The following is a 25917-nucleotide window of genomic DNA, read 5'->3' as shown; positions in this document are numbered from 1 at the left end:
GCGCATCCCTCCCCTGACGGGCGAGAAATACGCCCGTCAGGGAAAGTGGTTAACGCACCGGAGAAATAATCTTTCCGTCGGCGGTTAAGCTGTTCAGGCGCAACCGAAGTTGCCGCCTGGAATGATAGAAAGCGTGGCGGTCATGCCGCTTACTGTCAGTAAACATTGCTTCTTCAAGCATTGAAGCTGCCGAACCGAACCACCGGGCCCGCTCTTCGTCGCAGCTGCAGTCGCGAAAATCCGAAGTCCTAATGAGGTCGATCCGTTCACGGAACAGCGCGAATTTACGCTGACTGAGCCAGCTAATGGTTTTGCGCTTCAGCTGGTAGGGTGAAGGGACAGACAGAACAACCACCCTGTCTGCCGGCGTTATGGGACTGAAAAAGGCCGGGTCATCTACAGTGAGATCGAACGTCTCAGAGATCTGACCAAAATTCAGTTCTACCTGCACGCCCGGGTCGGTACTCCCACCGCTGTATTCAAGCGCATAAATGCGCTCTTTGCGGTAGAAAAGCTGACCGGGTAATCCGTTCCTGAACTCCAGGAACAAACCTTCCTGCGAACAGATAACAAGCCTGACTGACATAGCCTGATGGTAAGTTTCATGAAACAGCTGCGCGAGCGCGTCACTGTTAAAAGTAAACATAGGATCACCTGCTGTAATAGCGGGATCTGTCTCCTTCCGGAGAGCAAATCCCGGAAGGATGGGTATACAGGTCAGCTGTTGTGCTGCTGAGCAAGCCAGAACTCAATGCCTGATATTGCTTCCCACTCTTCAGTGGTGACCTGCTTGCCGCGACCGGAGGTTTTTACCAGCAGCAGATGTTCAATTGCGCCGGGTATAACAAACGATGCCGGTATTTTTTCAGGTGCTTTGGTAAACATATCCATATTCCATGCCAGCCATCGCTGCGCGAAATGCCAGCTTTGCGGACAGGAACTGGTTATGTGATAGCTGTCGGGGCATAGGTTATGCAGAAGAACCAGAACGATACGCACGAAGAAATCCTGTTTGCATCGCTGGCTCTCCACTTTACGGTATGGCCGAAAATTATCCGAAAGCGTCTGCCTGAGATAGAACGGATTCAGGCAGTAGCCTTCGCCGTCCTTATGGTTGAACGTGACCGAACCCTCTTCGTCAAAAAGTTCTGACGCGCGGTTCATGTCAAAGCCCAACTGCTTATAAGGCCGGAGCTGAGCGGGAAGAAGCCAGAAGGCTTCTTTAACTGCGTCAGTAAATCTGAGCCACTGTTCATCATTTATGGACGCTGCCTGCACAAACTGGTAAACGCCCGGAAGGACCAGAGGCTCGGTTGGTGTATGTGTCATGGTAAATCTCCATTCAAAAGGGGATCTACCGCCCACAGGGAGGTAGATCCCCGTTGGGTTAAGTTGGTCTGTCCGGAGAGTAAATCCCGGAAGGAGGGTTAAGGTTTTTACCCTAAATGGTCATTAAAAAATCTGTGTCATCGCATGCAGCCACAGCTTTGTTATAACGATATTCCCAGCGGCCCTCTTCAATTGAGCGGTTCCAGTGGTATTCGTAGACATCCGCCGCTATCAGGTGAAGATTTTCCTGCACCTCCAGCGCGAGCGCTGAGCAGGTTGCTGTTTCTCCCTGGATACTGGCCTCTTCAAATTCACCGAGTTGCTTACCTGCGTACTCAAGAGCGTTGTGTATAAGGCTCATACACTCTGGATCTGCATAGTAATCACACTCGATATTCTCAAGCGCACGGATCCCGACGAGTTCGCTTTCAAGCTGAAGCATGAAGCTGAGTACGTCATTTGGTGTAGAAAATCGCATCGGTATATCTCCTCAAAAAAGAGATACCGCCTGGAGGCGGGTATCTCCTCCAGGTGCATAAAGTTAAATATCAGCGGTTGCCGGTTTTCAGTTCTTCGAGTGCGAACTCAAGTTCTGAAACCAGTCCCCAGTCAGCCGTCGTAAACGGACGTTCAGCCCCGGAAACGCTTCTGATAAGCAGTTCATCAGCTGCACCGGTAATGAAACCGTGCGTGCTGAAAGGCTGGGGAGCATTACTGTCAGCAATCAGTTGGTGCCGTATTGCCCAGCGAACAGGAAGCGCCCAGCTGACACCGCCAGCTGATGACGTTATCTCAAAGCATCCTGAGCAATGGTGATACAGCATCAGCAGCGCAATCCGCGTGAAGAAGTCGATAGGCTGACCTTCAGTTTCAATACGCAAATCAGGGCTCATATCCAGGGTAAACATCACGCTTTTGGATATGTAATTCCCTTCGTCTTTTCCACCGAATTCAAAAGCCCCGGGGTGAGTAAACATCATGGACGCGCGTTCCAGACGTGTACCGTCAGTTGGCGAGCACGGACGGAGATGTACCGGTAACAGCCAGAATGCTTCAGTGACTGCCAGGGTAAAACTTTGCCACTGGCTCGAGGATATCCATCCGCTCTGCTTCACGGTATAGGTAACGTGTTGGGGCGGTACGGAGATTGGTGTCATGATAAATCCTCAAAAAAAGGGATTTATCCCCTGATGGGGAATAAATCCCCACAGGGTTAAGTCAGATTAGAAAGATTCTAATCGGCCAATTGCCAGAAGGTTTGTTGAAATAGTCATATTCCATTTTCCCTTACTGATATGCATAACGCAGGTTTGCAATCTGATTCGCCAGCTTTAGTGCAAAACGGCGAGCCTGACGGTAAGAGCGGAATACCTCATCCGGCTTTTTCAGAGAACCAAACCGGTGATTACCGTAAAACGTGCCGGAACGGGTAAGTATGCCGGCCGTCCATTTTCCTGACGATAACTGATGAACCTGAACCTTAAAGCTGAGTGAGCCAGCCCGGTTCGTTATCCACTCTTCTTTTCTTTTACCGGCAGCGGCGCGATCCCACAGGGATAACGCTGCAGCAGAGGCGGCTGAAAAGATGCCTTTTATGGAAAAGGAGGTTGGTAATAAAAGGGTATGCATGGTGTTTCTCCTGTTTAGCGGGAAACACCTGCCCTGTCGGGAAGATGTTTCCCGAGGGGGCATTCGCATAGCGAATGTATGCTTCAGACGACTGCGCTGTTATTTCTGAGCGGTGAACACTCTGAAAGTCGCAGCATCAGACGCGGCATGCTGTGCGGCTTTAGCTGCAGCTTTGTGGGTAAAATGCTCCCCGTGCCGGCTGAAAAATGAATTCATCGCCTGGCTGGCCTGCAATCAACGTTCTTGCCATAACAATGGCGTGATAACGTTGATCGTCAAACCAGACGCGGGAACGAAATTCATAATGACCGGTAGGTGAAGCAAGCCACGATGTTCCCCTGAGTGCAGCCTTAAGGTCAGGACATTCAGATGCAACGCGGGTTGCAACGGAAAGGACCAGATCGAATGGTGTACGCAACTCATTCAGAAACGAGCGGGTTATGGACATAGTTTCTTCAGAAAACAGAGAAACATTTGCCCTGTCGGGAATGTTTCCCCGAAGGACGAAGGCCGGAGCCAGATGGTTGAATGTACCTTCATCGCCAGGCAGTAGGAGCCGTGATTGACGATATCTGCTTCCAAAGGCGGGCAGATGTACCACACTGATGTGTTCTCCCTTTCAGGCTTCAGGAGTGTTGTTTGCAGCTACCCGAAGGCGGTCATCTCAAGCTAAAGACCATTGGTGGTTGTCCGAAGACAACGTAAGAAGCGTTTTAATAATAGCGTTTGTTTAAAGCAAATGACAAGAACCTTTTATTCATCTGACTCATCTATCCGGTTATAAACCCGGGCAACGTAAGCACCACGTCCATCACCGTGTCCAAGATCCATTGAAACTAAAGCCTCAGCCTCTTTGCGACTCATACCATTTTCTAAATGATGATTTACAGCATCCTTTGAATAAGCATACCTGAGACTGTGAGGCGCATGGATTCCGGTCATTCCACTTTCACGTAACACGTTATGATAACGATCAAGCGCCTGATGAAGCGTTGGTTTATCGATTAATTTACCGTTATTTTGTTCTATATAGCGAATAGCTTCATTTAACAGGTTAACAACCTTCTCTTTATCAAAAACGGTGGCATCACGTGGACGCCCTCCTTTAGAGCCAAACACAACGCGAACATTATTATTTCCGGCTTCTAAATTTTTTCGCCAGGTCTTAAGTGACTTTGCCGACTGAACCGTTTCCTCTGCACGCAGCCCAATATATCTGGCGAGCTGAACACCTAACGCAACCCCACTGTCTTTTTCTGAAACCGTTAAAACAATTTCTCTGAGACGTTCGTCAGAAATGGCAACTTTAGTGCCTTCCCGACTGGCTCCTGAAATATTCAGTGCCTTATTACTCAATTTCTCATGTGCAGGATTAGCCAGAACGTTACGTCCGCCTTGTGAAAGGATTGAACGTAAAGCGGCCATTTCATTTTGCAGGGTGCGTGACGAGATATTTTCATCCTGACGACTACGAATGTAATTTTCGAGATGCCTGGTTTTAATATGGCTAACGTCCCGAATCTGAATATTAAGGGTTGCCAGTCGCTCCGAAAAGCGACTGGCAATCTTTGAACGATCAGAAACCGTTTTAAAACTTCCTCCACCCTGACGTGCGAGCGTGACGAGCTGCTTACTTAATTTACCAGACAATTTTTATCTCCTTCAGAACCTACAGCTGTAAGCCCATCAACCCACAGCTGTATGACTCAGAATCTGTACATCTCTTCCCCGATGACACGGTTGCTTTTGCGCTTCCTGCGTCTCGACTGGTATCTGTGCATCGGGGCGGCGAAATGTTGAGTTCTTGCGAGGCTCCCCAGGTCTCAGACCTGTTTGCGGCTTGCGCCGTGCTGACGTTAGTCAGTCTGCCTCCGTACACCAGTTTCCTGATGTCGCCATCGATACCGAGTCGATCATTCTCCTTCTAATAAAACGCCCTTAACGGGTTGTTCGTTAACGTCGCGTCATGGTTGATAAATAGCCAGTTGAGCATCTGAAAACACGTAATACGTGCACGTCAGAATGTACCGGCATGCCGAAAACCGCACTGTACGTGGGTTTGATCGTTATGCGCTGCGCGCGTCACTTTGTTCTCGTTTCACTCGAACCAAAGTGACGCCGCGCAGCTTCATGCTTCTAATGCGTCTTCCGCAAGCGCCCAAATGTTCCAAATGGGCTTATGCGTCATAGCAAAAGTCGTATGCAGCTCAGGGCGTATCCCTGACAAATCTCATAACGTAAGTGAAGAAAAGCATCATTGAGGATGCATTGTCTGAGGGCGTAGGCGTATGTAAAAGCCTGGCTTTGGTGTGATTAATGTACTCCCATCGTCGCGTCGTAGGTGCGCATGTTTTGACGATATCTGCTTCCAGGAGCGAGCAGATGTACCACACTGATGTGTTCTCCCTTTCAGGCTACAGGAGTGTTTTCGTAGCTACCCGAAGGCGATCCTCTCAAGCTACAGGACCATTGGTGGTTGCCCTTAGGCAACGTATAGCATCGAAAATATATCAACTTATAAATTTTATTGTCAAACTAAAATAACATATACTTTTAGCCTACATCTATTTTAAGTGAATTAAAGGAGTACCCCATTGGATAACATTAGCAATGCCACGGTTTTAACGCTGACAGTAACAATTTTCCTTGCTGCTCTTAATTTTTTCTTTGGCATTCATGGAAGATTAAAAAAATTCACCAACGAAAGAATATCGGTTTATAAAGAAATATCGTCACTTGACAATAGTAAAAATGAACTCTCAGATGCCAAAATTGTGGCAAGCCAAAAATTAAAATCACAGGTTTTGTTTGAGCTCACAAAAATAAAAGATAACGAGCTTGCTTCGCTAATGTTAGAGCTTATGAAGAAAAATCCTGAACTTGATACCAAAAAGGAAGCATCTATACGAACAGTAATTGACTGTTTAGATAAAGAGTTAATTTCATTGAGCCCATTTGTAAGCAACACCGCAATAACTCTTAATAAAGAAAAATTCCTTAAGAAAAGATTCAAAGGGATCTATCGCATCGTAATATACATCGCGCTTGCCATTATCTTTTCTCAAGCGACATTTTCTTTAGTTGAAATGAAAAATCAAATCCCTTTAGCCTTAGTAACAGGCTCTATGTCTATTTTCATGTTAATACAATACACATTGTGTTTAATTACATATCCAGCACTAGGTAGCTTCATTCATTATAAAAAACTAATTGATAAACTAAAGAAATAGGAGCGCAGGCCAAAGCACATGGCCTAACGTTACTCTGAACAAGATAAATAGGCTCGCCACCACTTTTGAATGAATAATGAATGTTATACATTATCGTCCATGTCAAAAAAGCCGTCAGAGCCAACATAAACCCATTGCTGATAATTGACATATTACCACTTTTATATTTTTTTGGTTTTCATGATAAGCATAAGACAGAGGCATAACTCTAGATTTATCTTCCCAGTACTAATCCAGAACCTTTAAATTTGGGATAACGATGACACATTCGCAGATTTTAACGCGAAAAAGGCCGCCATTATGGCGACCTCTTCCGGCACTTCCCTTTGCGACCATCCGTTATTTGTAAAATTCTGCGGTCATGTGCACGATATTGTTGGTGTTTGCCTCAGTAATTTTGTACTGAGCACCCTGTTCCTGAGCCTTCGCTGCAATTTTTGCTTCTGCACCATCCAGCGTACCGGAGGTGACTGAAACACTCTGCGCAAAGCTTGCTGCAGACATCAGAGAAAGAGCGGCTACGGCGGCGATAGACATTGCTTTGATAGTTTTCATGGTCATATTCCTTAGTGTGTATGGTTGAAAGCTCGTTCGCTTTCGATGGAATAATAATACCTATAGTTATCATTTCATAATTAACAATAAATGCTGGTATTGTGATCGTGCTAACTATTGCGTCTATAGGCACTCCCTATGAAAATCACCTTATCGCAAAGCAGAGTTGAGCAAGTACGCTACTGCTTTGCAGGAGATAACATGGTTCAAAGCCTTAAAATTGTCCCGCGGCTGCTTTCCGAAGTTCGGACAGGCATAAAAACGCATACCATCCGTTGGCGTGAACAGGAGATAGTTCCGGGTGCGATGATCTATGTGAATGCATCAGATGCATCTGACACAGCACGAGTGATGGTGACCAAAGTCAAAAAGATGCCGTTGTCTGCTGTTGCCGGTTATCTGGATAAGCGAGATGCGTGGCCTGATAAGGTACTGCTGGCAGGGATGCGTGAACACTATCCTGATATTGAGCTAGATTCTGAGGTAGATGTAATACATCACCTTGAGTCGGCTAACGAATGACACCGAAACGCGGGCAATATCTAATGCTCATAAGGTCGAGGATATAACCCGTGCTGCTTGAAAAGCTAAAAATTCTGGAGTGCAGCCTTCATGGCGAAAAGCGGAGCGATCGCAACTGGCTTGAGCAAATATTGCATCCACAATTTCACGAAATCACCCGTTCAGGCTTGATGGTTAACCGCATCGAGACCATAGCATCACTCGAGCACGAGAGAGATGCCCCGGATATTCTGAGCGCTGATTTTCAGCTGATCTGCCTGGGTGATGCCTGCGTAATATTGCATTACAGAACTTCCCAATCCGATGGTAGTCGAGCGTCTCTACGCACATCTTATTGGATACTCTGCGAGAAGAACGGCTGGCAGCTCGCTTTTCACCAGGGCACACCAGAAGCAGGTTCAATTTAATAATGCTTATTGAGGCATTAGCAATAAGCTATGGTTTAGGGCCTTTATTTCAGGAACAACGAATTTACCGCGGCCTTCAATCCAACCGTTAGTGCTACAAACGCTCCACCCGTTGCGAATGCAGACTCCGTAGTCTTTTCTTCCTGGCAAATATCCCTAAAACGTAGCAGTGCAGTTTCAGCATCGGATGCGGTTACTTCTTCAAACTGTTTGTCATACCCCTGACTGATCAGCAACGTTGCTCTGCTTTCATCTGCTCTGTTCACCACCAGGATATGCTTATCCTTCTTATAAAAGCAGTAGTGAGGCATAAGTCCCTCCATTAGCTAAATGCTGTAAACATAAAGTACTGCAACTGATCAAAATCCGCACTAACCACACCGATTAAAGATGAAAGCGATAACTGTCAAATAAGTATCATCCCCCTCCCCTCTTCTGTTCCCACGCATTTATACGGACACATGATGACTGGTTAGGACATTGCCGGCATAACGATGAATCATCAATGCCGGGGGATCATCAGCTGAGGGAATGCTCTCTGCTCCAAACCAGACTGGATTCGCCGGACAAATAGAACCACAAACATATGCCGGCTTACCTGCCAGCATACTCGAAATGGGTCGGTGAACGTGCCCTGTTGAAACAGCCATTACCTTTCCAGGTGCTCGTAAGATGACATCAGTTAGCTTGTCCACGCCTCTGCACATTGTCTTATCCAGACCCGGTATATCCGAGGCAAAAACGTGGTGATGCATTAACAGCAGAGATGGGGAATGTCTGCCGTTAATAAGCTGCTTTTCCAGCCACTCAAGTTGACCATGCACAGAGCCATAATCTTCATTTTCAATCGTCGAATCGACACCCAGTAGATGTAGACCGGCTAAGTCAAAATTGAAGTTGAGTGTACCGTCAGGCGAGTCAGGCGCCCATTGTTGAGTGCCCCAGACTGATTGCATTTGGCCACGATGGTCAGAATTACCTGGAAGAAGCAATGCAGGGTAGGTTTGCTGACGTAGACGCGAAGCTATCCGCTCATAACCCTCAAGCCACTGATCATCGATCAAATCACCAGTAATGACCAACACGTCCGGTCCCAGTTGGGCTAACCATACCAATACACGGTCAAGCCGATGAAGAGAGTCATTGCCAGACGTGGCATGAATATCTGAAATCTGCGCGATCAGCATATTTGCTTCCCAAGTTGGTTTATCTACATAGAGAACGGATTCCTAAAGGTAAGCCACAGACACTAGCTTGCATTCCATTTTTAGATGAGATTTTTAAGAAAAAAATTCTCTACGTTCAGCAATTTGCAAGTCACATCCTCCCTCTGTCACATCCCCCCTCTTGCCAGATAATTCCCACTCCATAATACTGTATACATAAACAGTATAAATTAGGAGGGACTTTTTATGAACTACACACAACGATTAGCACATCAATCAAGGGATTTAGTCTGGAGAGTCGGGTTATGAAACCGGCCATGTACCATAATGGTTTGACGCTTCTATGGGCGCCACTGTATTGCCCGCCGTTAAAAATTCCCTTCTATGGAGATGCCTGCTCCGCGGGATTCCCCTCCCCCGCTCAAGATTATGTCGAGTCAGAACTGGACCTCAACGAACTTTGCATACGTCGGCGGGCCTCAACCTTTTTTGTTCGCGCTAGTGGCCGCAGTATGGAAGAGTTGGGGCTGTTTGATGGAGACGTCATGGTTGTTGATCGCGCTGAAGAAGCGAACCATGGAGATATTGTCATTGCTGAAGTCGGCGGCGAATTTACTGTTAAACGCTTGCAATTACACCCTCGCCTCGCTCTGTTGCCTATGAACCCAGCCTACTCCGTTATTTATCCCGATGAATTACAACTTCTCGGCGTCGTGACCTGGTTTTTCAACAGCACTCGTGCGCGCAGGAGGTAATCATGGCCATGTTTGGACTGGCAGACGTAAACTCTTTCTACGCTAGCTGCGAGGCCCTATTCCGCCCAGACCTACGCGGTAAACCCGTGGTGGTATTAAGTAATAATGATGGGTGTGTTATTGCGCGCAGTGCTGCCGCTAAAAAATATGTAAAAATGGGAGCCCCTTGGTTCCAGATAAAAGCGCAGGATTATCCTGAGAAAATTCATGTGTTCAGCAGCAATTACGCTCTTTACCACTCGATGTCTCAGCGTGTAATGACCGCTCTTGAAGAGATCACACCAAGGGTTGAGCAATACAGCATTGATGAAATGTTTCTGGATCTAACCGGCATAGACGGGTGCGAAAACTTTGAAGATTTCGGCCGACGTCTGCGTACCCACGTACTTGATACTACGGGACTAACCGTTGGCGTGGGTATGGGACCCACAAAAACACTGGCTAAATCGGCTCAATGGGCAAGCAAAGAGTGGAAACAATTCCGCGGGGTACTGGCGCTAACGCTTAGCAATCCGCAGCGCACCACTACTCTTTTGGAAAATCAGCCTGTCGAGGAGATTTGGGGGGTTGGCCGGCGAATTGCTAAAAGACTTAACCTGCTGGGAATTGAAACCGCGCTCCATCTCTCACGCGCTCATCCTAAATTCATCCGTGACAACTTCAGCGTTGTTCTGGAGCGTACTGTGCGAGAGCTTAACGGCGAATCCTGCATACCCTTGGAAGAGCTTCCTCCAGCCAAGCAGCAAATCGTTTGTAGTCGCAGCTTCGGTGAGCGCATCACAACGAAGTTTGCCATGCAGCAAGCACTTTGCCAGTACGCAACACGTGCAGCAGAAAAATTACGTGGTGAACGTCAATACTGTCGCCATGTCAGCATGTTCATTCAAACGTCACCTCATGCGCACAATGAGATCTACTATGGCAACACTGCTGGTATGAAGCTTTCGCTTCCTACGCAAGATACCAGAGAGATCATTAATGTTGTGATGAAGTCCCTTGATCAAATCTGGCTTGAAAGAAAAAGGTATATGAAGGCTGGAGTCATGCTCGATGATTTTACGCCAAATGGAGTGAGCCAGTTAAATCTGTTCGATGAAAATCAACCTTGGCCCAACAGCGAAAAGCTCATGAAGGTTCTAGATGGTATCAACCAGTCCGGACTTGGCAATGTGTGGTTTGCTGGGCAGGGGATTAATACAGAGTGGAAAATGAAACGTGAATTGTTGAGTAACGCCTGGACTACCAACTGGAACGAGATCCCTGTAGCCAGAGTGTATTAGAGCCTGACAGCACGCTTTAGGATGAGATGCCCGTTAAGCGTAAATATCTGTTCGTCAGTTTTGGGGGACCTCCGCACTAGCAGATAATTTTAAAAATCATTCACACTCCTGAAGAACCCTATGACGCGGAGGGATGTTCAATGCATCAAGGTTATGATGATAATCATATTCACTGAGCGTTAAACATTACACCCAGCCTCTTCCTTGTTACCAAGGATTAAGGGAAATCGAAATGTCGTTAAAATGGGTTAACGACATACCTGCAGTGCTTCCCATATAAGAATCAATTCATCACGAATTATTGGCCTGGAATGATACTGATCTTCCAAACCTATTCAATCTGATTAAAATTGTAAGAACGCTGAATGCCGGAGGGGCATTTTTGTATACAGCTCCCTGAACTACCTAATGCTTTTGATTGGTTTCGACACCAGTTAGTACTTTTAACTCCCATCGTAGCGCCATCGCTCACAGAATCCCATCTGAGATAGTTCTGTTCTACGTCTACGCTCATTCCCAATAGCTGATAGATGTTTTGAGGATAGCATCATGTTTCTGAATGGAATTAACACCAGACTTAGCATTGGGAGTTGTTATCGTTATACGCTGGTGTGCCAATATGCATTTACCAAATTCATTCCATTCCTGGCACGTGGTCACTGTCTTCTCTATGGTAAAATAGGTCGCTGTAGAAGTTAAACTGAGCTCTCTGCCTGTTTGATCATAGGAATAGAAGTCCAATACTGATGCTGAGCGTTTCTGAAGAAGTCTCCCTCTGGCATCATATTCATAGACTGTTTTAGCATTATCTGAACGAAGATTACTTCTTCTATCCGTGATAAGTAACTGTCCAGTCGCATCGAAACGGTAAGATGTATTCGCTACTCCAATTTGATTTAGATTTCCTGTCATTGCCTCAAATCTTTAGCCTGACTTACTTATTACTCCATTTTTCCCTAATAAGATCACACCTTCAACTTGCTGGCTAAAGAGTTCGGTTCTTTTTTGAGTCTTAATCAGTCATGGCATTATCAAACTTCAAATTTGTTTTCCATCCATACTCTTTTTTGTTGATTTCTGCAGAGTAGGTCGCAGTTAAAACTCGACTTCCCGTTTGGTAGTTCTTTTCCTTAGAGAAACTTCGCTTTTATCAATTCTCCGCAACGGCTGAAAATAGCTGAAACTGAACTGTGGATGAAGCCATTACGGCTTTCGATGGTTATTTCTATTGCTTTAGGAGTGTCAGCTGAAGGCTGCTCATCAAACAGAATGAAATTATTCATCTTGTTATTTTGAACTTGTTGAGGTGAACACTCAGCGCTGCTCGCATCGAAAGCGAAGAGTGATAGAAGAGAAAGTAGAACCGAAGACTTTATAATTGCCATGAATCCATCCTGAACATTCCATTTGATAGAGCATTGTATCTATAAATTCACTATTGCCAAGATTGGTTATAGCCCGTAGAGCAGGATAAAAATATGAAAACCACGTTCTATTTATCGCCATGCGATTTTACAAGTGAGTACAGCGATAACTCTGAATGTGCATCATTCAGCTGATAGACATTTAAGAAATCATATCCAACGGTTTGAAAAGATAACAAGGTACATCTTCGCCTCAACGGGCGGGGTAAACACAAGAGCTCAAGGGAATTTCAATCTGAAATAAAAAATGAAAAATCTTATTTTTCATAAGTTTAACGCTGAAATTAGCACGGGTAATTTTTCGATTTTTCATCACGCATTTTGAGTTAAAAGAAGAGGGGAGGGTGCAGCAAATCGCATCCCCATTGACTTAATGACGTTAGCTTATAGAAGAAAGAAGGCTACTGATTGAGTAAAGATGAGCGGGATCAATATTTCATGTTCAGTACAACTTTTTAAAGAATATCGTTAAAAGTTGCACGCAGCATCATAAGCTGTACACTGGCTGCAAAAGTTACCAACGGAGCGGAGTAATGAAAAGTAATTACGGTGGGGTAGACGTAACAGCACGTAGGGCAAATGCCATGCTTCGCAGCATGAGTGATGACATCACTGATAGACGTAATGAATACGGCCTCGATCAGTATTACCAGACATTCACGCGAAATTCGGTAGCTAATCTACCTAAGCTTAGCCGACGCGCTGTTGAGCAAGCAGTAGAAGAAATGGAATCTAAAGGGCATGTGTTTGGCAAAAAGGAAGCCGGTAATGCCAAGCACTATGCATTAACCATCCAGGATGTGGTTGATATTTACGCTCATCGCAAAGTGCCAAAGTATCGCGATATTCATGCAGGTGAAGGTCCGTTTGTGGTGTTCGTGGTAAACCTTAAAGGTGGCGTATCAAAAACAGTCACCACGGTCACCCTTGCTCATGGCCTGCGTGTTCACCCAGACCTATTACAATATGACCTGCGTACGCTGGTGATTGACCTCGATCCTCAGGCATCCAGCACCATGTTCCTCAATCACACTAACAGTATTGGCTCAATCGTCGAGACAGCAGCTCAGGCTATGTTGAACGACCTGGATGCTGAGCAAATCAAAGAAGACATCATCAAGCCGACCATCATTCCCGGCGTGGATATCATCCCAGCGTCGATTGATGATGGCTTTATTGCCAGCCAATGGAATGACCTCGTTAATCAGCATTTACCGGGGGTTCTTCCCTCTGATGTGTTGCGCCGGAATATTATTGATCGTGTTGGCCAGGACTATGACTTCATCTTTATTGATACGGGTCCGCATCTGGATGCCTTCATGCTTAACGCCATTGCCGCCAGCGATTTACTGTTGACTCCTACGCCGCCGGCACAGGTAGATTTTCACTCCACGCTGAAGTATCTGACGCGCCTGCCCGAGATGCTTGAGCAGCTGGAGGAAGAGGGCATCACTCCCCGCATCAAAGGTAATATCGGTTTTATGTCAAAAATGACGTCTAAGCGGGATCATGAAATGACGCATGGTCTGGCTCGTGATGTGTTTACTTCCTACATCCTCGATGCCTCACTACCGCGACTTGATGGCTTTGAACGATGCGGAGAAAGTTTCGACACCATTGTCAGCGCAGATCCTCACTCTTATCCGGGTAGTGCTGAAGCCCTTAAGAATGCAAAACGCGAAGCTGAGCGTTTTACGCAAGCAGTATTTAAGCGAATTGAGTTTGTAAGAGGTATTAAGTGAAAAAAGAAATGGTAAAACTTGGCCGACAATTCGGTAAAACAGGCTTCTCTAAAACGCTGAATGAAATCGATGGCGAGCGCGTTTTCACTTTAAAATCAGGTGCAGAAGCAAGCTTTACCCTTACAAGGGTGCTTCATGATGATATAGAGTCAAACACCTATGTCGATGCAGCGATAAACGGTCGTGACCAAGCGTTTCTGACCCCGGAATCAGTTAGTGATATCGCGCGAACGATCAAGTTACAGCAGTTCTTCCCGGCAATTGGCCGCGAAATGGATGGGCGAATTGAGGTTCTGGATGGTTCACGCCGACGTGCAGCCTGCATCTTTAATGGCACATCGTTTGAAGTGTTGGTTACACGCGACGAAATTAGCCTTGCAGATGCGCGTCAACTTGCCATCGACATCCAGACAGCCAAGGAGCATACACTTCGTGAGCTTGGAAAGCGTCTTCAGTTGATGTACCCGGATGATATGAATAAGTCTGACATTGCTGAAGCTGAAGGGTTGTCAGCAGCCAAAGTCACTAGAGCATATCAAGCTGCAGCTGTACCAGACGAAATGATCGCCGTCTTTCCTTCAGTTAGTGAATTGTCCATCAACGATTATCAGACATTACTGGATATTGCTGACAAAGCTGAGGCCCAGCATATAACCATCCAACAACTCACTGCAGCTGTGCAAGAACGCATAGATAATGATGTCTCTTATGCTCCTGAAGATCCGAGTGTAAAAGCGAAAATCATCGCATATTTCCGTGCAGAAAATGCTGGGGTTAAAAACAAGCGTGGTCCCAAGCAAGTCGTCACTGAAAAAATAGCTGACTTTAAGGACAAGAAACAGTTCGCCCGCAAGAAAACCGACAGCGAAAAAAGATTGGTCACATATGAGTTTTCACGCCTTCCGGCGACCTATCAAGCAGAGCTAGATGCTGCAGTTAAAGCTGTAATAGCACGCATGCAATCTGAAGGTGATAGCTAACATGCATCCAAAGAGGCAAAGCTTTAAGACTGAAGCTGTGCCTCTTTCAAACTTAATCAATAAAATTCCCTCTCCCAAAAACATCCTAACCTATTGTCATACCTACAAAAAACAAAAATATTTCACATTGAAATTCCCACTTTTTTCATCCAAAAACAATCTAATAAACAAGACCAGATCTATATGAAAATTATAGCGGGAAAGAGGAGGGAGTGACCTTACGTGTACCTTAAAATCGGCGCTTAACGACTAACTCCCAAACTTTGATTCCGTATTCATTTAGCTATGTCGATTGGCCTTTCATGATTCCCATTGTGCATGCCGCTGCACATTCAGTTTGAATCTGGTAATTCAGCGCTGCATACGGACGGTTCTCGTTATAATCCTGCCGTCACTCATGAATCGTATTCCTACCGTAAGCATTCTCGCTGATAACTTTGCTCATTAGGCCTTCATCTCAAAATCTTCCATTTGAACTCACATTAGAAACTTTCTGTTTCTGCTAAACCTGCTTGATGAGCCTTAGTTACATATCATTTTTAAAAACCAGGCAGGTGAATATCGGCCCCTAAGCTGTTCTTATCGTTACCAGAAAGTCACGTAACAGCACGATGCTGTCCAGAATATATGTGACCTGAACACCTGAAATCCGTATAGCAACGGTGATAGTCAGGCTCGCCTCCGTGTAATGATCTACACAGAGCACGCAATTAATACGGCGACAGCTGACGAGTGCGTCCATGATGATATTCATCAATCTGGCGAGGTTAGGTGCATCCGTACAATAAAGTGGAAGCCATTCAGTCACCAGCCCACTACAGTGCAACCTACTCTTCTTGTTAAGGGCGCTAAAATAATAATTGCGTTAACTCGCTGGTGAGTGACCCATAGCTCTTAATGCATCAAAAGCCACCAGTTACAGCGAAAACAAAGCGCCGGCATTGAAAATTCAGTTCATTGTTGCGCCTTTCAACTCAGGCACAAGGAATTGGACACTGAGCCTTATAGAGATAGTTGTACATGGAAAAACCTATGAGCCTGAAGGCAACTCACTGCGACAGACCGGTCATACATATAAACTTTACGGCTTCCCGCTATTTATCTGTCGTCAGTGCTTTTGGACCAGAGCCATCTGAAATGCCTCAATAGCCAGTATGGCTTCGGAAAGCAGATTCATGAGCCGGGCGTTCGTTTCTTCAAGTGACTTAACCTGCTTCACTTGAGAGATTTCGATGCCGCCAAACTTCCTACGTAAGATAAAGAAGGTGGTTCTGAAATGCCGTGCTTACGGGCAGTAATCCCGGCTTAAGCTGTGTAGAAAATAGTGATGATCTGTTCGCGGGAAAAAGGTCAACTCATGTAGATGCCCTCACGCTGCTGATGTCGGCATGACTAACTCAGGGAGGTATCCATCAAAGTGCTGTAGGTCATGCATAACAAAGCCGATACGAATGACAAAAGTTATTTGATGCGGTGAAATAAAATCGTTCGATTCAGGACTAAGAGTGGATAGCCTTGTTGGGGTGGGTGAAGATATCGAGAAAAAAGCTAAATGTTGATTCAAACACAATTTTGCCACATTTCTTGTGCTGGAGTTGTATTTCCCTGTAAGAATCCCTTAAAAACAATCGTTTAATAGCACTGACGTTGCTACGTGAATTTTAGTGGCTTCGCTGCAGCAGTCCTCAGCAGAATTCACCAGAACGCGTCACAAATTAGTGCCTGAAATTTCCCCTAAGCATCAATTTGTCATTTCAAGGCGTAACCATATTTCAGGTTATGCACAGTGCTACGGTCAACTTGAATTAACCGGCTCCCAGGCATAGCGTTCATTTAACCATTTGAGGTTGCAAGGTTACATCGCATCAAGAACATATGATGTGGAATGGCTTCGAATCAGGGGGTTAGTAAAATCCCTGAGTTTTAAACAATGAGGATGGTAGGTAAGGCCATTAAGGTTTCGTTAGAATTTTAAATCACGGTTCTGGTGAGCATGGCCATTATGCGCCAGCTAGCACTATATCGTGATGATTAGACCATAGCCTCGGGAAATGGCCTTAAGATTATATAGCATTCACGAGGTTTAGCGCCTGAGTCTGATTCAAACTAAAGGCCCTCAGCTCGCTGATTATCCATCAAACATTTTAGTTGTCTGCTCTCTGATGGCATCATTTAACTAACTCAGATATGGAACTTTTTGGGGGAAATTTGTTTGCTTTAATGATTTTGGAAAATAGTTTCAAGTTGCCTATTACTGTTGTTGGGCGAAACAGCTGATGCTCAAAGCCAGCAAAAAGTGGTGTTGCTGAGCAAAAGAATTTTCGGGAGGTGTAAATGAGTGTTCCATACTATAATTTAAAAGCATTCCAACCTACTAATAAAGAATCGTATTAAACTTTTTTATGCATTTGCATCAGTGAGTTAGTCATTACTTCCTCTTGTTCTAACAGGTCTTAGTCATTACACAGTTTCTGTTTCAACAGCCCTCTCACTACGCCATTCTCTCAACAAATCCTGCTTCAACTATTTTGAAGATTTCACTAGATGCTTATTGGATTCCCCCATTAATGGCCGCTGCTCTCGATGTGTAGCTTATTATCTATAAAAGCGATCAATTAATAATGAAATTAAACATGAAATTGAGGAGGAATGAGAGGGCACCCAACACTATGAATGTCGCCACTTTTTACTGCTAACAGGGAATGTGAATGACTTGATGAGGTAGATTCCGTTGAAAACGGAAAGTGTATGTCATGGGTAATCTCAATCCAAATGACTACTATAGCGAGTAAGTTACTCACTACAGCGGTCTTTAGCGTTGCATGAGCTACTTACACCTAAGCAAATCCACATCAACTCATTGAAACGAAGACGAATGTGAATATCCATTACAATAGTCATCTTCTCTCTATAGCAGTCATTATGTGCGGCTGTTGATAGTTAACATAGCGTTTATGATCCTGAAGACAGGCATCAGTAGGTTTTGCGAGTTCTGTTTGAAGTAGTGTTTAGTACAAGTTCAGTAGAAAATCCTCAATCATTACAGGCACAAGCCACAATTTTCCTCGTATGTTCTCACTGTATTAATGCGATGACCAGTCATCTGTGAAGCCTTCTTACCCTTTGAGACGTATGACTGGATATAGCTTACAGGCTTATAGAGTTCCTATATTTATCCCCATTATCCACAGGTCAGATCCAATAACTTGATCCTAATATGATCCCATTGAGATCCTAAACAGATCCCGACAACGCCACAGGCCTTGCTATCAGTGGGCTAAACGCTTGTCGATGACTGCTGTAGCGAGTGTAATGACCAATATAAAGAGCATCTTGACTGCTATAGAGAGAACAGATGACCAATATAGAGAGAACATCATGACTGCTATAGTGAGTAAGGAGATGGTTTGCTTGTTAATAAGCCAGTTAGTTGAAATTATGGTCAAACACCTACTGCTCATAGTTTCGGTCAAGCCACTACGTTTTATGGACACTTAGTTTTAAATAGTTATGCACCGAAAACAGCACGCAAAATGGGCAGTTTATTGGTTTTAAAGTTATCAACTGACTAGATCCAATAACAGATCTTAATAAGACCCTATATGTTCCTAATAGATCCCAGATCACGCTCAAGCCTTGATATACGTGGGTTTACAAAGGATCGTTGACTGCTGTAGCGAGTAGTAAGACCGCTGTAGAGAGTAATTAAACCGCTATAGTGAGTAGAATAACCGCTGTAGTGAGTGCTAGTATCCACTGTAACGAGTAACGGCGATTATCGCTTGTTCATATCACGGATTTTCAAATGCCGAAAAAAGAACAAGAAATCAACCTGATAGCTGAAGCATTCAGTGAAACGGATAAACGAACGGGTGAAGTTATTCACCTAACGCCCAACAGTAACAATACTGTTCAGCCAGTAGCGTTGATGAGGCTTGGTCTATTTGTCCCAACACTGAAATCCACTGCTAATGGTCGTAAGAATCAGATGTCCTCAATGGACGTAACTGATGAGCTTAAACAACTCTCGATCGTTAAGGCTGAAGGTTATGAAAATATCAAGATCACTGGTGCACGCCTTGATATGGATAACGACTTTAAAGCATGGGTCGGGATAATTCATGCCTTTGCAAAATACAAAGTGCTGGGAGACAGCGTAACGCTCCCCTTTGTTGATTTCGCCAAACTCTGTGGCATTCCCTCATTGCGCTCGTCTGCGAAGCTTAGAACGCGTCTGGAGGCCTCTCTGACGCGTATTGCGACTAATACCATCCATTTTGCTAACAAAGAGGGTGAGTATTACGTCACGCATCTGGTTCAGTCAGCTAAATACAGTGTAAAAAATGACACCGTGACATTACAGGCTGATCCTAAAATCTTCGAACTCTATCAGTTTGATCGTAAAGTCTTGCTTCAGTTACGCGCCATCAACGAATTAGCGCGTAAAGAGTCCGCTCAGGCGCTTTACACCTTCATTGAGAGTTTACCTCCGGATCCTGCTCCGGTGTCCATGCAGCGCCTTCAGGCGCGCTTAAATTTGACCTCACGACCCAATACCCAATATGCCACCGTTAGAAGGGCGATGGAGCAGTTGAAAGAGATTGGGTATCTCGATTACACAGAGTTCAAACGAGGTTCGACGATCTACTTCTCGATCCACTATCGGCAACCGAAGCTAAGGCCTGCAAACATCCCAATCAGTCTTCCGGAACTTGAAGACGATGAACTAGAGAGTGACGTTGAAATTGCTCCGGCTAAGAAGCCAGTGAAGCAGAGAGCCACTCCTAAAGCTAAGAAGGAAGCTGCCGGTAAGATGGTCATGTTGTCAGAAGAAGAGCTGGCTATGCTGGAAACCATCAGGAAGAGTAAGAAGAACTGACGTCGAAAACTGACAGAAGAGGGCACTCAACTACGGGTGCCTTTTTTATATTCTAAATAACTGTGACTGCTGTAGTGAGAAGCCTACTCGCTATAGTGGTCATAACCTGCGGCATAGTTGTGTCTGTCATCACTCTCACCACAGCGGTCATTTAATCTAATAATCGTGAATTGGAACTAAATTCATCTCTCTATAGCGGTCTTTTATCTCCCATACACACTAACCTCTGTAGAGAGAAAGCACCGATAAATGTCTGGTTAAGCATGACTGCTGTAGCGAGTAGACATAACGGCATAAGGTTAACGTTTTACTGAGCGCCCTGGTGATCACTAACCTTACAGCCCTTGCTACAATTTATGTTAGTAATCACTAACCGTTTGTGTTCCCGTTAGGCTCTAACCGTTAACGTACAGCCAAATATTTAGGGTCGAGTCTTTATACTCTACTGATACTCTTTACAGCGGTCACCACCTCTACTCGCTACAGCAGTCATCATAGATTTAAGATCCAGCTACTCACTACAGCGGTTAAGGCTCATTAGTCCTCACAGAAGGAACATGTTCACATGACCATTAAAAACGCGGTCCATTCAACATTAACTATCAACAGCGATTTTGATGAGCAGCTAGTGAATTTGTATAGAGGGTAACAGTGTCACTTTGCTTGAACCTCGTTCAGGCTTTCTCTCACAAAGATCCTTATCAAACACTGTCAAGAACAATGAGAACAGATTGAACAAAAAATGAGAATTGGCTCAATAAGTCATTTGAGCGTCGTCCTCAACGGTTATTTTTATTCAGCACCATCGTGCTCATTAAGCGTAACAATGCTCAGCAGCAGGAAACGTTTTGGTTTTAACCGCAGCAACATAGCTCTGAATAGCATGCTGAATGCTGTCATGGCCGGCGGCGCAAATCGTGGGCCATATTTCCTGCGCTGACCACGAAGAGAACGTCATACTTTTCACTGAGCCAGTCCAGCATCCGGGTCCTGGGGTGATACGGTGGTTAGTTCGGTGGGGACAAGTCAAGAAGATTAAATCTTTCCTCTGCGGATCCTCTTTGGATCGGTTTTCCGGCTTTTTTCCCGTATACGGAGAATAACCTGGGCGGCGCGAATTAAACAGCGGGGCGCCCGCGCGCCTCCCGGGCCCCGATCGCCGCGTAAGCCACTGACGCAGAGGGAAAGCGCGCAGAAAGGGCGGGGCAGGGGGCGTACCAGGCACTCCAGGCTGAATGCCTGGTAAGAAATGTATAAAGGTCGAAACTGAACTTTGTGGTCATACAGGTTAGCAAAACGGGAAAGTTTGATGGACAGTAGAATGTCCGGATGACGTACCAGGTAAGTTCTCAAAGTCACTTAGCCGCCGCCGTGAGGGAGGATCGCATAGCCTTGATTAAATGAGGCGAGACGAACGGAAAATTTTTTCCGGACAGCCCATGCAAGTAAGCTGCTGGGTAAAAGAAAGTATTCCTCATCAGATCCAAGGACTTTTAGTCAGTTTCATTCAGCGCAGAATATTTCTTAGAAACGTTTTAATCTCTGCCTGCAATGCCGTTAACGGCACGAAAAAAATTGTGGTGGTGATTACTACCCAAAGAACACAATATATAGTTTGCACGGGAAGGTGAATTTTTCACCAGTCTGACATGCGAAAATGGTGAACTTGACATGAGCAAGTCAACGGAAAATACTGTTAAGGAAGGAAAATTACTGGAAACAATTAGCCGTCATGTTTTCCATACGCCGGACCGTACAGGACTAACTGAAATCAGGTCATTATTCAGAATAAACCATCATCATTTAACATATTTTTTACATACGAAAAAACATATCAAATGGAGTATGGTAACTAATCACCTTCATGTAAAGTCATTATGTATGTTGAGAAGCTGTAATGTACTCACAGCAATTACCACAACCATGAAGAAACTAAGACGATATCATTAAATTATTATCACGGCCCATTTTTCAAAAAAAAACACCATGTTATGATGAACGGGATATTAAATAATAAGGAATGCAGTCAGAATGAAGTTTTATGGCATTGAATATCTGCAGGCGCAGTCAAACCTGAACGATTTTTTTAAATATATTGTGATTTTCAGTGCATTGACTGTATTGATTGTTGTTTTTAGTCTGTATATGCGACATCGGCTACAGACAAAGTATCGGGACTTAACCATTATTACTTTCCTGTTTCTTCTGTTCATTTCAGGATTGCAGTACTCCGATTACACAAACAGCCAGAACAAACATTCGCAATCATCGCAAATGGTGAACTTTGTAAAAACTTTATCGAAAGACAAGAACGTAAGCATAAACTCTGTTTTTTCAAACTCAGTGCAGCTGTCAGATGGTATAATTATTAAAGTTCACAATAATTATTTTCGCGTAAGTTTAAGCGCCGATCAAAGTAGTTACTATTTAGTACAGGTCTGGTTAACCACTGCAAACGTAAACATTTTAGAGAGATAAGTAAGACAATGATATTATATATGCCTATTATTATAAAACTTGGACTTGGTATTTTGTGCTTGATTGTCCAGATAAATCTTATGGGAAAAGGCAATCTTGCTCCATCGTCAGCCATGGACCAGGTTCAGAATTACGTGTTAGGCGGCATTATCGGTGGTGTAATTTATAATGAAACGATATCAGTCCTTCAGTTTGTACTGGTATTAATAATATGGACATTACTTGTATTTGTTCTCAAGTTTTCAAAAGAGAACAATAGGTTAGTAAAAAAAATAATTGATGGCAAGCCTATTACTCTGGTGCATAACGGGACGGTAAATGTCAGAGAATGTTTACGAAATGGAGTTTCTGCTAATGAGTTAATGTTTAAGTTAAGATCTAACGGGGTTTATGAAGTTGAACAACTCAAACGTGTAGTTCTCGAACAGAATGGGCAGTTGACTATTATCCAGAGCGGAGATGAAAACATCCGTTATCCTATTATAGTGGACGGTTTAGCAAACGACGACTTGCTTGAAATTATCAATAAGGACAGAGCATGGCTGGAAGAAAAAATCGCCGAGCAGGGTTTTAACAAAATCAGTGAGGTCTATTTAGGTGAATATCTTTCCGGAAGGATTAACTTATATGGCTATGCATGAATGCATCGGTATTAATTATACGTTGATATACTAAATGCAAAAGCTAAGAGCGCAGATGAAATAAAGTTTACGGATCTACAGCGGGTCGTTACCATCCCGGTTAACAAATGTATAACTTACTCATCTGCATAAACAGCCTGCGATAAATGTGCCAAAAAGCCCCCAGAATCAGCTATCTTACTATCTATCTAGCGTTCTTACCGAGCATTCAATTGCCCTGACCATTAGCTCCGTGCGGTCAACATTTTTGTAAGCCAGGACTGTTCTCAGGGCGTCCGCAATAACCATTTGTTTTGACTCAATGCCTGAATCATGAAGCGTAAAAACCATATCACCTACCACACGGCACATTTCATTGTAGAGTTCATTCGCGTTCATAACATCCACCTTTATATCATTCATAAAATGCCGCTAAAATAGTATTCTTATAAGCCATAACAAAAACGATTTAGCAACTGCAAAGAAATCATCCAGGCCATTTCAGCACCGCTATTTTTCTATTCGGAACCGCTTCCGGGAGAAAGTGGCTGTCCTTTTGCGCGTTTTAATTCTGTTTCTGGCGTGAGAAATTATAGTTTCCCATCTGGGGTCGGCTCTGCTGTTGTTATACAGCTCAAGTTCGTCAAGTAGTTGTGACCACTTTTTTGCCTGGTAAGCTTTATCAGGCCCCATGATGTCACGCATGGACTGAATGAGCTGGTCAACCTCCTTTTTCGCTACAGCACAGGTTTTGCCAGCCTGATGCTCAGCTGCTAGCTTCCTGATGCCGACTGCAAAAAAATGTATGCTGATTTCATTCACATATATCTCCTGTGTTAGGGTGTTTTTTCAGGTTATGCCACTCAACAATATAACCGCATATGATAATTCCTAAGTAGCTATAGTTTCCTTACAGTTTCATTATATCGGCCCAGCTATATTAGTGCCAATTTTTAGTGAAAAAATGTTTAAAGCATAAGGTTTTTTGAATTAGATTTTCGTTTGCGAAAGAAAACTGCATCGTTTACATATCTATTCATGGCGAGTCAGGGCAAACAGAGCTAAGCGGGCTTGGTATTAACAGTCCGGCACTTAAAATTTATTTAACGCGCAAATGAATCTCTCGGGAATAATATATTCAAATGGTGGAATTATTCTGCGTAGAGATTTTTTATTTCTTTGACCTAATGCGTTAGTGTTAATATGATAATATCATTCCTGGTCAGAACTAATATTCTGTTATCTGACTTTTTCAGACTAAAAATATGGCCGCTGGGCCCACTATGTGAATGGCATGACCGATCACTACCAGTTTTAAAACCATTCCCGGGCGAAAACCTGGCGGTTACCTGCTGAAATTATATGATTGCTCGGCATGGATTGTAACAACCCATTAACTCTCGATAAACATGATTTTTTCATTTACTAAAAGAATGTTATCAGTGCCATTTTTATATACAGAAAAGGCACAAATGATAACCAAAAGAAATAATCACATGTTACCCTTAATGCCTGAATCACATCAGGATAATGTAATGAACTTTAAGATTTCAAGCAAACTGATACATGAAGCCGAAACCCCTAAAGGTTTACTTTACAGGTCAATTATTGTTTATGTTTTCATTATGGTCGGCCTGCTTTTTTCCCTTTATCTGGTCTATGGGAATACCGGGCGTTTAAACTTTTATTTTTTTATTAATACCTGCACCGTCTCAATAATGACATGGGTTATCAGGAAATCATTTAATATTAAATCTGAGGAAGAACATCTGGCCGTTTTCAGAATCGGACTATTCCTGTTACTTAACTCATCACTTGCATCTATGGCCGGTGGGTTAGCGTTACTGGAAAGAGATGTGGCTTCATTGATTGCAGCCGTTCTGTATATGCCAGCCATCCTTCTGATCGTTTTTTCTTTCAACAAATTTATTAAATATGTTAACTATAGCTATGAGTCTGTTGTAAGTATGTCCTTTACTGATGAATTAACAGGACTTCCTAACCGACGACACCTTAATTCTAAGCTCAGAGAGATGGAAGGCAGGGAAGGGATTATCTGCATTGCGGATATTGACCATTTTAAAAAAATAAACGACACGTATGGTCATGAAATGGGAGATAACGTTTTGAGAAAAACCGGCATAATTCTAGGTGGTTTCACGAGTGAGGAGGTCTTTATTTCTCGTTCCGGAGGTGAAGAGTTTGTCATTGTGGTATTCGATACGTTGTCTGCTGAAGATACGATAAAAAAAATAAAAACCTCTCTTACGGATGTTTGTAACGGCAGTATACAGGTTACACTCAGTATTGGTGTTGCCTCCAAACGGTCAGCTGAGCCTCCTACTTCTGCCATCAAAGCTGCTGATGAAGCCCTTTACAGGGCTAAGAGAGCAGGCAGGAACTGCATAATTTATGCGCCAGAAAACAGAAACCTCTGATCGTTTTTTCACCGGTCATTATAAGGCGTTTACAGTTCTGATTATCTCATCATCTTCTACGATAAATTTGTCGGTTGTCTTCTGCTTTTGCGTGAAAACCAACGATGACCCTCCCGACTTCTTAACGCGCCCTGCTACTTAACGTAAACGTTACTGCTGGTAGCAAGGCGAACTTTATCAGCGCACTTAATTGTTTTGGCTGGTTTCACTGACATACTTTTAACAGATAAATACTGATTCAGAACTCTTTATGAGATGAAAATGCCTGGCAAATCGTTATTCACGCAACCTGTTCGTTAAATGCGTAACCCACGGGTTTGTGAGGCTGTGAAAGTAATTCGTTTGACAAAACGATTGGCAGAAGATTGTCAGACGTAATTGCGTCTCATTTGAGCCCGGAATAGTTTTGGTCACAGGCATTTTACATCCGTGTGGTATAAAAGTACTTACTTTCCAGTCACCAGATGTATGCATGCAAAGCAG

25 protein-coding genes and 1 pseudogene are annotated in these 25917 nt (G+C 44.0%); 11 read left to right on the top strand and 15 right to left on the bottom strand.

Features of this window, described 5'->3' with window-relative positions:
- Positions 1-49 precede the first annotated feature (49 nt).
- From AC790_RS18740 to AC790_RS18715, 7 genes are all read right to left on the bottom strand, one after another.
- Positions 50-646, bottom strand: a complete 597-nt coding sequence (locus AC790_RS18740; protein WP_049852751.1) for a hypothetical protein — start codon at positions 644-646, stop codon at positions 50-52.
- Between the two features lie 71 nt (positions 647-717).
- A complete protein-coding gene (locus AC790_RS18735; RefSeq protein WP_049852750.1) occupies positions 718-1329 on the bottom strand; it encodes a hypothetical protein in 612 nt (203 codons plus the stop codon).
- 112 nt (positions 1330-1441) lie between these two features.
- Positions 1442-1807, bottom strand: a complete 366-nt coding sequence (locus AC790_RS18730; protein ID WP_049852749.1) for a hypothetical protein — start codon at positions 1805-1807, stop codon at positions 1442-1444.
- 70 nt (positions 1808-1877) lie between these two features.
- Positions 1878-2486: a hypothetical protein gene (locus AC790_RS18725; RefSeq protein ID WP_049852748.1), complete on the bottom strand. Its 609-nt coding sequence runs from the start codon at positions 2484-2486 to the stop codon at positions 1878-1880.
- A 130-nt stretch (positions 2487-2616) separates the two neighbouring features.
- Positions 2617-2958 (bottom strand): hypothetical protein, encoded by a 342-nt coding sequence (locus tag AC790_RS18720; RefSeq protein ID WP_049852747.1) that lies wholly within the window; start codon positions 2956-2958, stop codon positions 2617-2619.
- 160 nt (positions 2959-3118) lie between these two features.
- On the bottom strand, positions 3119-3406 hold the full coding sequence (locus tag AC790_RS24410; protein WP_235440752.1) for a hypothetical protein: 288 nt from the start codon (positions 3404-3406) through the stop codon (positions 3119-3121).
- Positions 3407-3711: 305 nt separating this feature from the next.
- Positions 3712-4608 (bottom strand): integrase domain-containing protein, encoded by an 897-nt coding sequence (locus AC790_RS18715; RefSeq protein WP_049852746.1) that lies wholly within the window; start codon positions 4606-4608, stop codon positions 3712-3714.
- A 944-nt stretch (positions 4609-5552) separates the two neighbouring features.
- Here AC790_RS18715 and AC790_RS18710 point away from each other — a divergent pair.
- Positions 5553-6188 carry a hypothetical protein gene (locus AC790_RS18710; RefSeq protein WP_049852745.1) on the top strand — a complete coding sequence of 212 codons (636 nt, stop codon included), beginning with the start codon at positions 5553-5555 and terminating at the stop codon, positions 6186-6188.
- Positions 6189-6527: 339 nt separating this feature from the next.
- Here the strand turns inward: AC790_RS18710 and AC790_RS18705 are convergent, their stop codons facing one another.
- Positions 6528-6743 (bottom strand): DUF1471 domain-containing protein, encoded by a 216-nt coding sequence (locus AC790_RS18705; protein ID WP_049852744.1) that lies wholly within the window; start codon positions 6741-6743, stop codon positions 6528-6530.
- A 138-nt stretch (positions 6744-6881) separates the two neighbouring features.
- Here AC790_RS18705 and AC790_RS25195 point away from each other — a divergent pair, with 138 nt between their 5' ends.
- Together AC790_RS25195 and AC790_RS25190 are read left to right on the top strand one after the other, a co-directional pair.
- Positions 6882-7265 (top strand): ASCH domain-containing protein, encoded by a 384-nt coding sequence (locus AC790_RS25195; RefSeq protein ID WP_235440751.1) that lies wholly within the window; start codon positions 6882-6884, stop codon positions 7263-7265.
- A 50-nt stretch (positions 7266-7315) separates the two neighbouring features.
- Positions 7316-7672, top strand: a complete 357-nt coding sequence (locus AC790_RS25190) for a DUF4440 domain-containing protein (RefSeq protein ID WP_049852742.1) — start codon at positions 7316-7318, stop codon at positions 7670-7672.
- 44 nt (positions 7673-7716) lie between these two features.
- Here AC790_RS25190 and AC790_RS18690 read toward each other — a convergent pair whose 3' ends face one another.
- Positions 7717-7983 carry a hypothetical protein gene (locus tag AC790_RS18690; protein ID WP_049852741.1) on the bottom strand — a complete coding sequence of 89 codons (267 nt, stop codon included), beginning with the start codon at positions 7981-7983 and terminating at the stop codon, positions 7717-7719.
- 138 nt (positions 7984-8121) lie between these two features.
- Positions 8122-8859: a metallophosphoesterase gene (locus AC790_RS18685; protein WP_049852740.1), complete on the bottom strand. Its 738-nt coding sequence runs from the start codon at positions 8857-8859 to the stop codon at positions 8122-8124.
- 284 nt (positions 8860-9143) lie between these two features.
- Between AC790_RS18685 and umuD the strand changes: the two genes are divergently transcribed.
- Both umuD and umuC read left to right on the top strand, forming a co-directional pair.
- Positions 9144-9593, top strand: a complete 450-nt coding sequence (umuD, locus tag AC790_RS18680; protein ID WP_082204293.1) for a translesion error-prone DNA polymerase V autoproteolytic subunit — start codon at positions 9144-9146, stop codon at positions 9591-9593.
- Between the two features lie 8 nt (positions 9594-9601).
- Positions 9602-10873: a translesion error-prone DNA polymerase V subunit UmuC gene (gene umuC, locus AC790_RS18675; RefSeq protein ID WP_049852810.1), complete on the top strand. Its 1272-nt coding sequence runs from the start codon at positions 9602-9604 to the stop codon at positions 10871-10873.
- A 510-nt stretch (positions 10874-11383) separates the two neighbouring features.
- Here umuC and AC790_RS24805 read toward each other — a convergent pair.
- Positions 11384-11785, bottom strand: a complete 402-nt coding sequence (locus tag AC790_RS24805) for a hypothetical protein (RefSeq protein WP_152929146.1) — start codon at positions 11783-11785, stop codon at positions 11384-11386.
- Between the two features lie 218 nt (positions 11786-12003).
- Complete coding sequence (locus tag AC790_RS18670; protein ID WP_049852739.1) at positions 12004-12258, bottom strand: hypothetical protein; 255 nt, start codon at positions 12256-12258, stop codon at positions 12004-12006.
- Between the two features lie 572 nt (positions 12259-12830).
- Here AC790_RS18670 and AC790_RS18665 point away from each other — a divergent pair.
- Together AC790_RS18665 and AC790_RS18660 are read left to right on the top strand one after the other, a co-directional pair.
- Positions 12831-14039, top strand: a complete 1209-nt coding sequence (locus AC790_RS18665) for an AAA family ATPase (protein ID WP_049852738.1) — start codon at positions 12831-12833, stop codon at positions 14037-14039.
- Complete coding sequence (locus AC790_RS18660) at positions 14036-15019, top strand: ParB family protein (RefSeq protein ID WP_049852737.1); 984 nt, start codon at positions 14036-14038, stop codon at positions 15017-15019. The genes AC790_RS18665 and AC790_RS18660 overlap by 4 nt, the downstream gene beginning before the upstream one ends.
- Before the next feature lie 283 nt (positions 15020-15302).
- Here the strand turns inward: AC790_RS18660 and AC790_RS25035 are convergent.
- Positions 15303-16318, bottom strand: a pseudogene (locus tag AC790_RS25035) (transposase).
- A 2506-nt stretch (positions 16319-18824) separates the two neighbouring features.
- Here AC790_RS25035 and AC790_RS18650 point away from each other — a divergent pair.
- The 3 genes from AC790_RS18650 (at position 18825) to AC790_RS18640 (ending at position 23017) form a co-directional block, all read left to right on the top strand.
- The gene (locus AC790_RS18650) at positions 18825-19898 is read left to right on the top strand and encodes a RepB family plasmid replication initiator protein (protein WP_049852735.1); all 1074 of its coding nucleotides are present in this window, start codon (positions 18825-18827) and stop codon (positions 19896-19898) included.
- Positions 19899-21929: 2031 nt separating this feature from the next.
- Positions 21930-22376, top strand: coding sequence for a DUF3290 domain-containing protein (locus AC790_RS18645; protein WP_049852734.1), 447 nt, complete (start codon positions 21930-21932; stop codon positions 22374-22376).
- An 8-nt stretch (positions 22377-22384) separates the two neighbouring features.
- On the top strand, positions 22385-23017 hold the full coding sequence (locus AC790_RS18640; RefSeq protein WP_049852733.1) for a DUF421 domain-containing protein: 633 nt from the start codon (positions 22385-22387) through the stop codon (positions 23015-23017).
- 180 nt (positions 23018-23197) lie between these two features.
- Here AC790_RS18640 and AC790_RS18635 read toward each other — a convergent pair whose 3' ends face one another.
- Both AC790_RS18635 and AC790_RS18630 read right to left on the bottom strand, forming a co-directional pair.
- Positions 23198-23395, bottom strand: coding sequence for a DUF2767 family protein (locus AC790_RS18635; protein WP_049852732.1), 198 nt, complete (start codon positions 23393-23395; stop codon positions 23198-23200).
- 111 nt (positions 23396-23506) lie between these two features.
- The gene (locus AC790_RS18630) at positions 23507-23818 is read right to left on the bottom strand and encodes a hypothetical protein (protein WP_049852731.1); all 312 of its coding nucleotides are present in this window, start codon (positions 23816-23818) and stop codon (positions 23507-23509) included.
- Between the two features lie 713 nt (positions 23819-24531).
- Here AC790_RS18630 and AC790_RS18625 point away from each other — a divergent pair.
- A complete protein-coding gene (locus AC790_RS18625; RefSeq protein WP_049852730.1) occupies positions 24532-25434 on the top strand; it encodes a GGDEF domain-containing protein in 903 nt (300 codons plus the stop codon).
- Positions 25435-25917 lie beyond the last annotated feature (483 nt).

Source organism: Pantoea sp. RIT-PI-b (assembly GCF_001187905.1).
GTDB classification, from domain to species: Bacteria; Pseudomonadota; Gammaproteobacteria; order Enterobacterales; family Enterobacteriaceae; genus Pantoea; species Pantoea nemavictus.
Note: the sequence above shows the minus strand (reverse complement) of the source record. Positions and strands in the feature narration are given on the sequence as shown.

Excerpts from the sequence above, each read along its gene's own strand:
- AC790_RS18740 (WP_049852751.1), bottom strand. The coding sequence starts at position 646 with ATGTTTACTTTTAACAGTGACGCGCTCGCGCAGCTGTTTCATGAAACT.
- AC790_RS18735 (WP_049852750.1), bottom strand. The coding sequence starts at position 1,329 with ATGACACATACACCAACCGAGCCTCTGGTCCTTCCGGGCGTTTACCAG.
- AC790_RS18730 (WP_049852749.1), bottom strand. The coding sequence starts at position 1,807 with ATGCGATTTTCTACACCAAATGACGTACTCAGCTTCATGCTTCAGCTT.
- AC790_RS18725 (WP_049852748.1), bottom strand. The coding sequence starts at position 2,486 with ATGACACCAATCTCCGTACCGCCCCAACACGTTACCTATACCGTGAAG.
- AC790_RS18720 (WP_049852747.1), bottom strand. The coding sequence starts at position 2,958 with ATGCATACCCTTTTATTACCAACCTCCTTTTCCATAAAAGGCATCTTT.
- AC790_RS24410 (WP_235440752.1), bottom strand. The coding sequence starts at position 3,406 with ATGTCCATAACCCGCTCGTTTCTGAATGAGTTGCGTACACCATTCGAT.
- AC790_RS18705 (WP_049852744.1), bottom strand. The coding sequence starts at position 6,743 with ATGAAAACTATCAAAGCAATGTCTATCGCCGCCGTAGCCGCTCTTTCT.
- AC790_RS25195 (WP_235440751.1), top strand. The coding sequence starts at position 6,882 with ATGAAAATCACCTTATCGCAAAGCAGAGTTGAGCAAGTACGCTACTGC.
- AC790_RS18690 (WP_049852741.1), bottom strand. The coding sequence starts at position 7,983 with ATGCCTCACTACTGCTTTTATAAGAAGGATAAGCATATCCTGGTGGTG.
- AC790_RS18685 (WP_049852740.1), bottom strand. The coding sequence starts at position 8,859 with ATGCTGATCGCGCAGATTTCAGATATTCATGCCACGTCTGGCAATGAC.
- umuD (WP_082204293.1), top strand. The coding sequence starts at position 9,144 with ATGAAACCGGCCATGTACCATAATGGTTTGACGCTTCTATGGGCGCCA.
- umuC (WP_049852810.1), top strand. The coding sequence starts at position 9,602 with ATGTTTGGACTGGCAGACGTAAACTCTTTCTACGCTAGCTGCGAGGCC.
- AC790_RS24805 (WP_152929146.1), bottom strand. The coding sequence starts at position 11,785 with ATGACAGGAAATCTAAATCAAATTGGAGTAGCGAATACATCTTACCGT.
- AC790_RS18670 (WP_049852739.1), bottom strand. The coding sequence starts at position 12,258 with ATGGCAATTATAAAGTCTTCGGTTCTACTTTCTCTTCTATCACTCTTC.
- AC790_RS18665 (WP_049852738.1), top strand. The coding sequence starts at position 12,831 with ATGAAAAGTAATTACGGTGGGGTAGACGTAACAGCACGTAGGGCAAAT.
- AC790_RS18650 (WP_049852735.1), top strand. The coding sequence starts at position 18,825 with ATGCCGAAAAAAGAACAAGAAATCAACCTGATAGCTGAAGCATTCAGT.
- AC790_RS18645 (WP_049852734.1), top strand. The coding sequence starts at position 21,930 with ATGAAGTTTTATGGCATTGAATATCTGCAGGCGCAGTCAAACCTGAAC.
- AC790_RS18640 (WP_049852733.1), top strand. The coding sequence starts at position 22,385 with ATGATATTATATATGCCTATTATTATAAAACTTGGACTTGGTATTTTG.
- AC790_RS18635 (WP_049852732.1), bottom strand. The coding sequence starts at position 23,395 with ATGAACGCGAATGAACTCTACAATGAAATGTGCCGTGTGGTAGGTGAT.
- AC790_RS18625 (WP_049852730.1), top strand. The coding sequence starts at position 24,532 with ATGAACTTTAAGATTTCAAGCAAACTGATACATGAAGCCGAAACCCCT.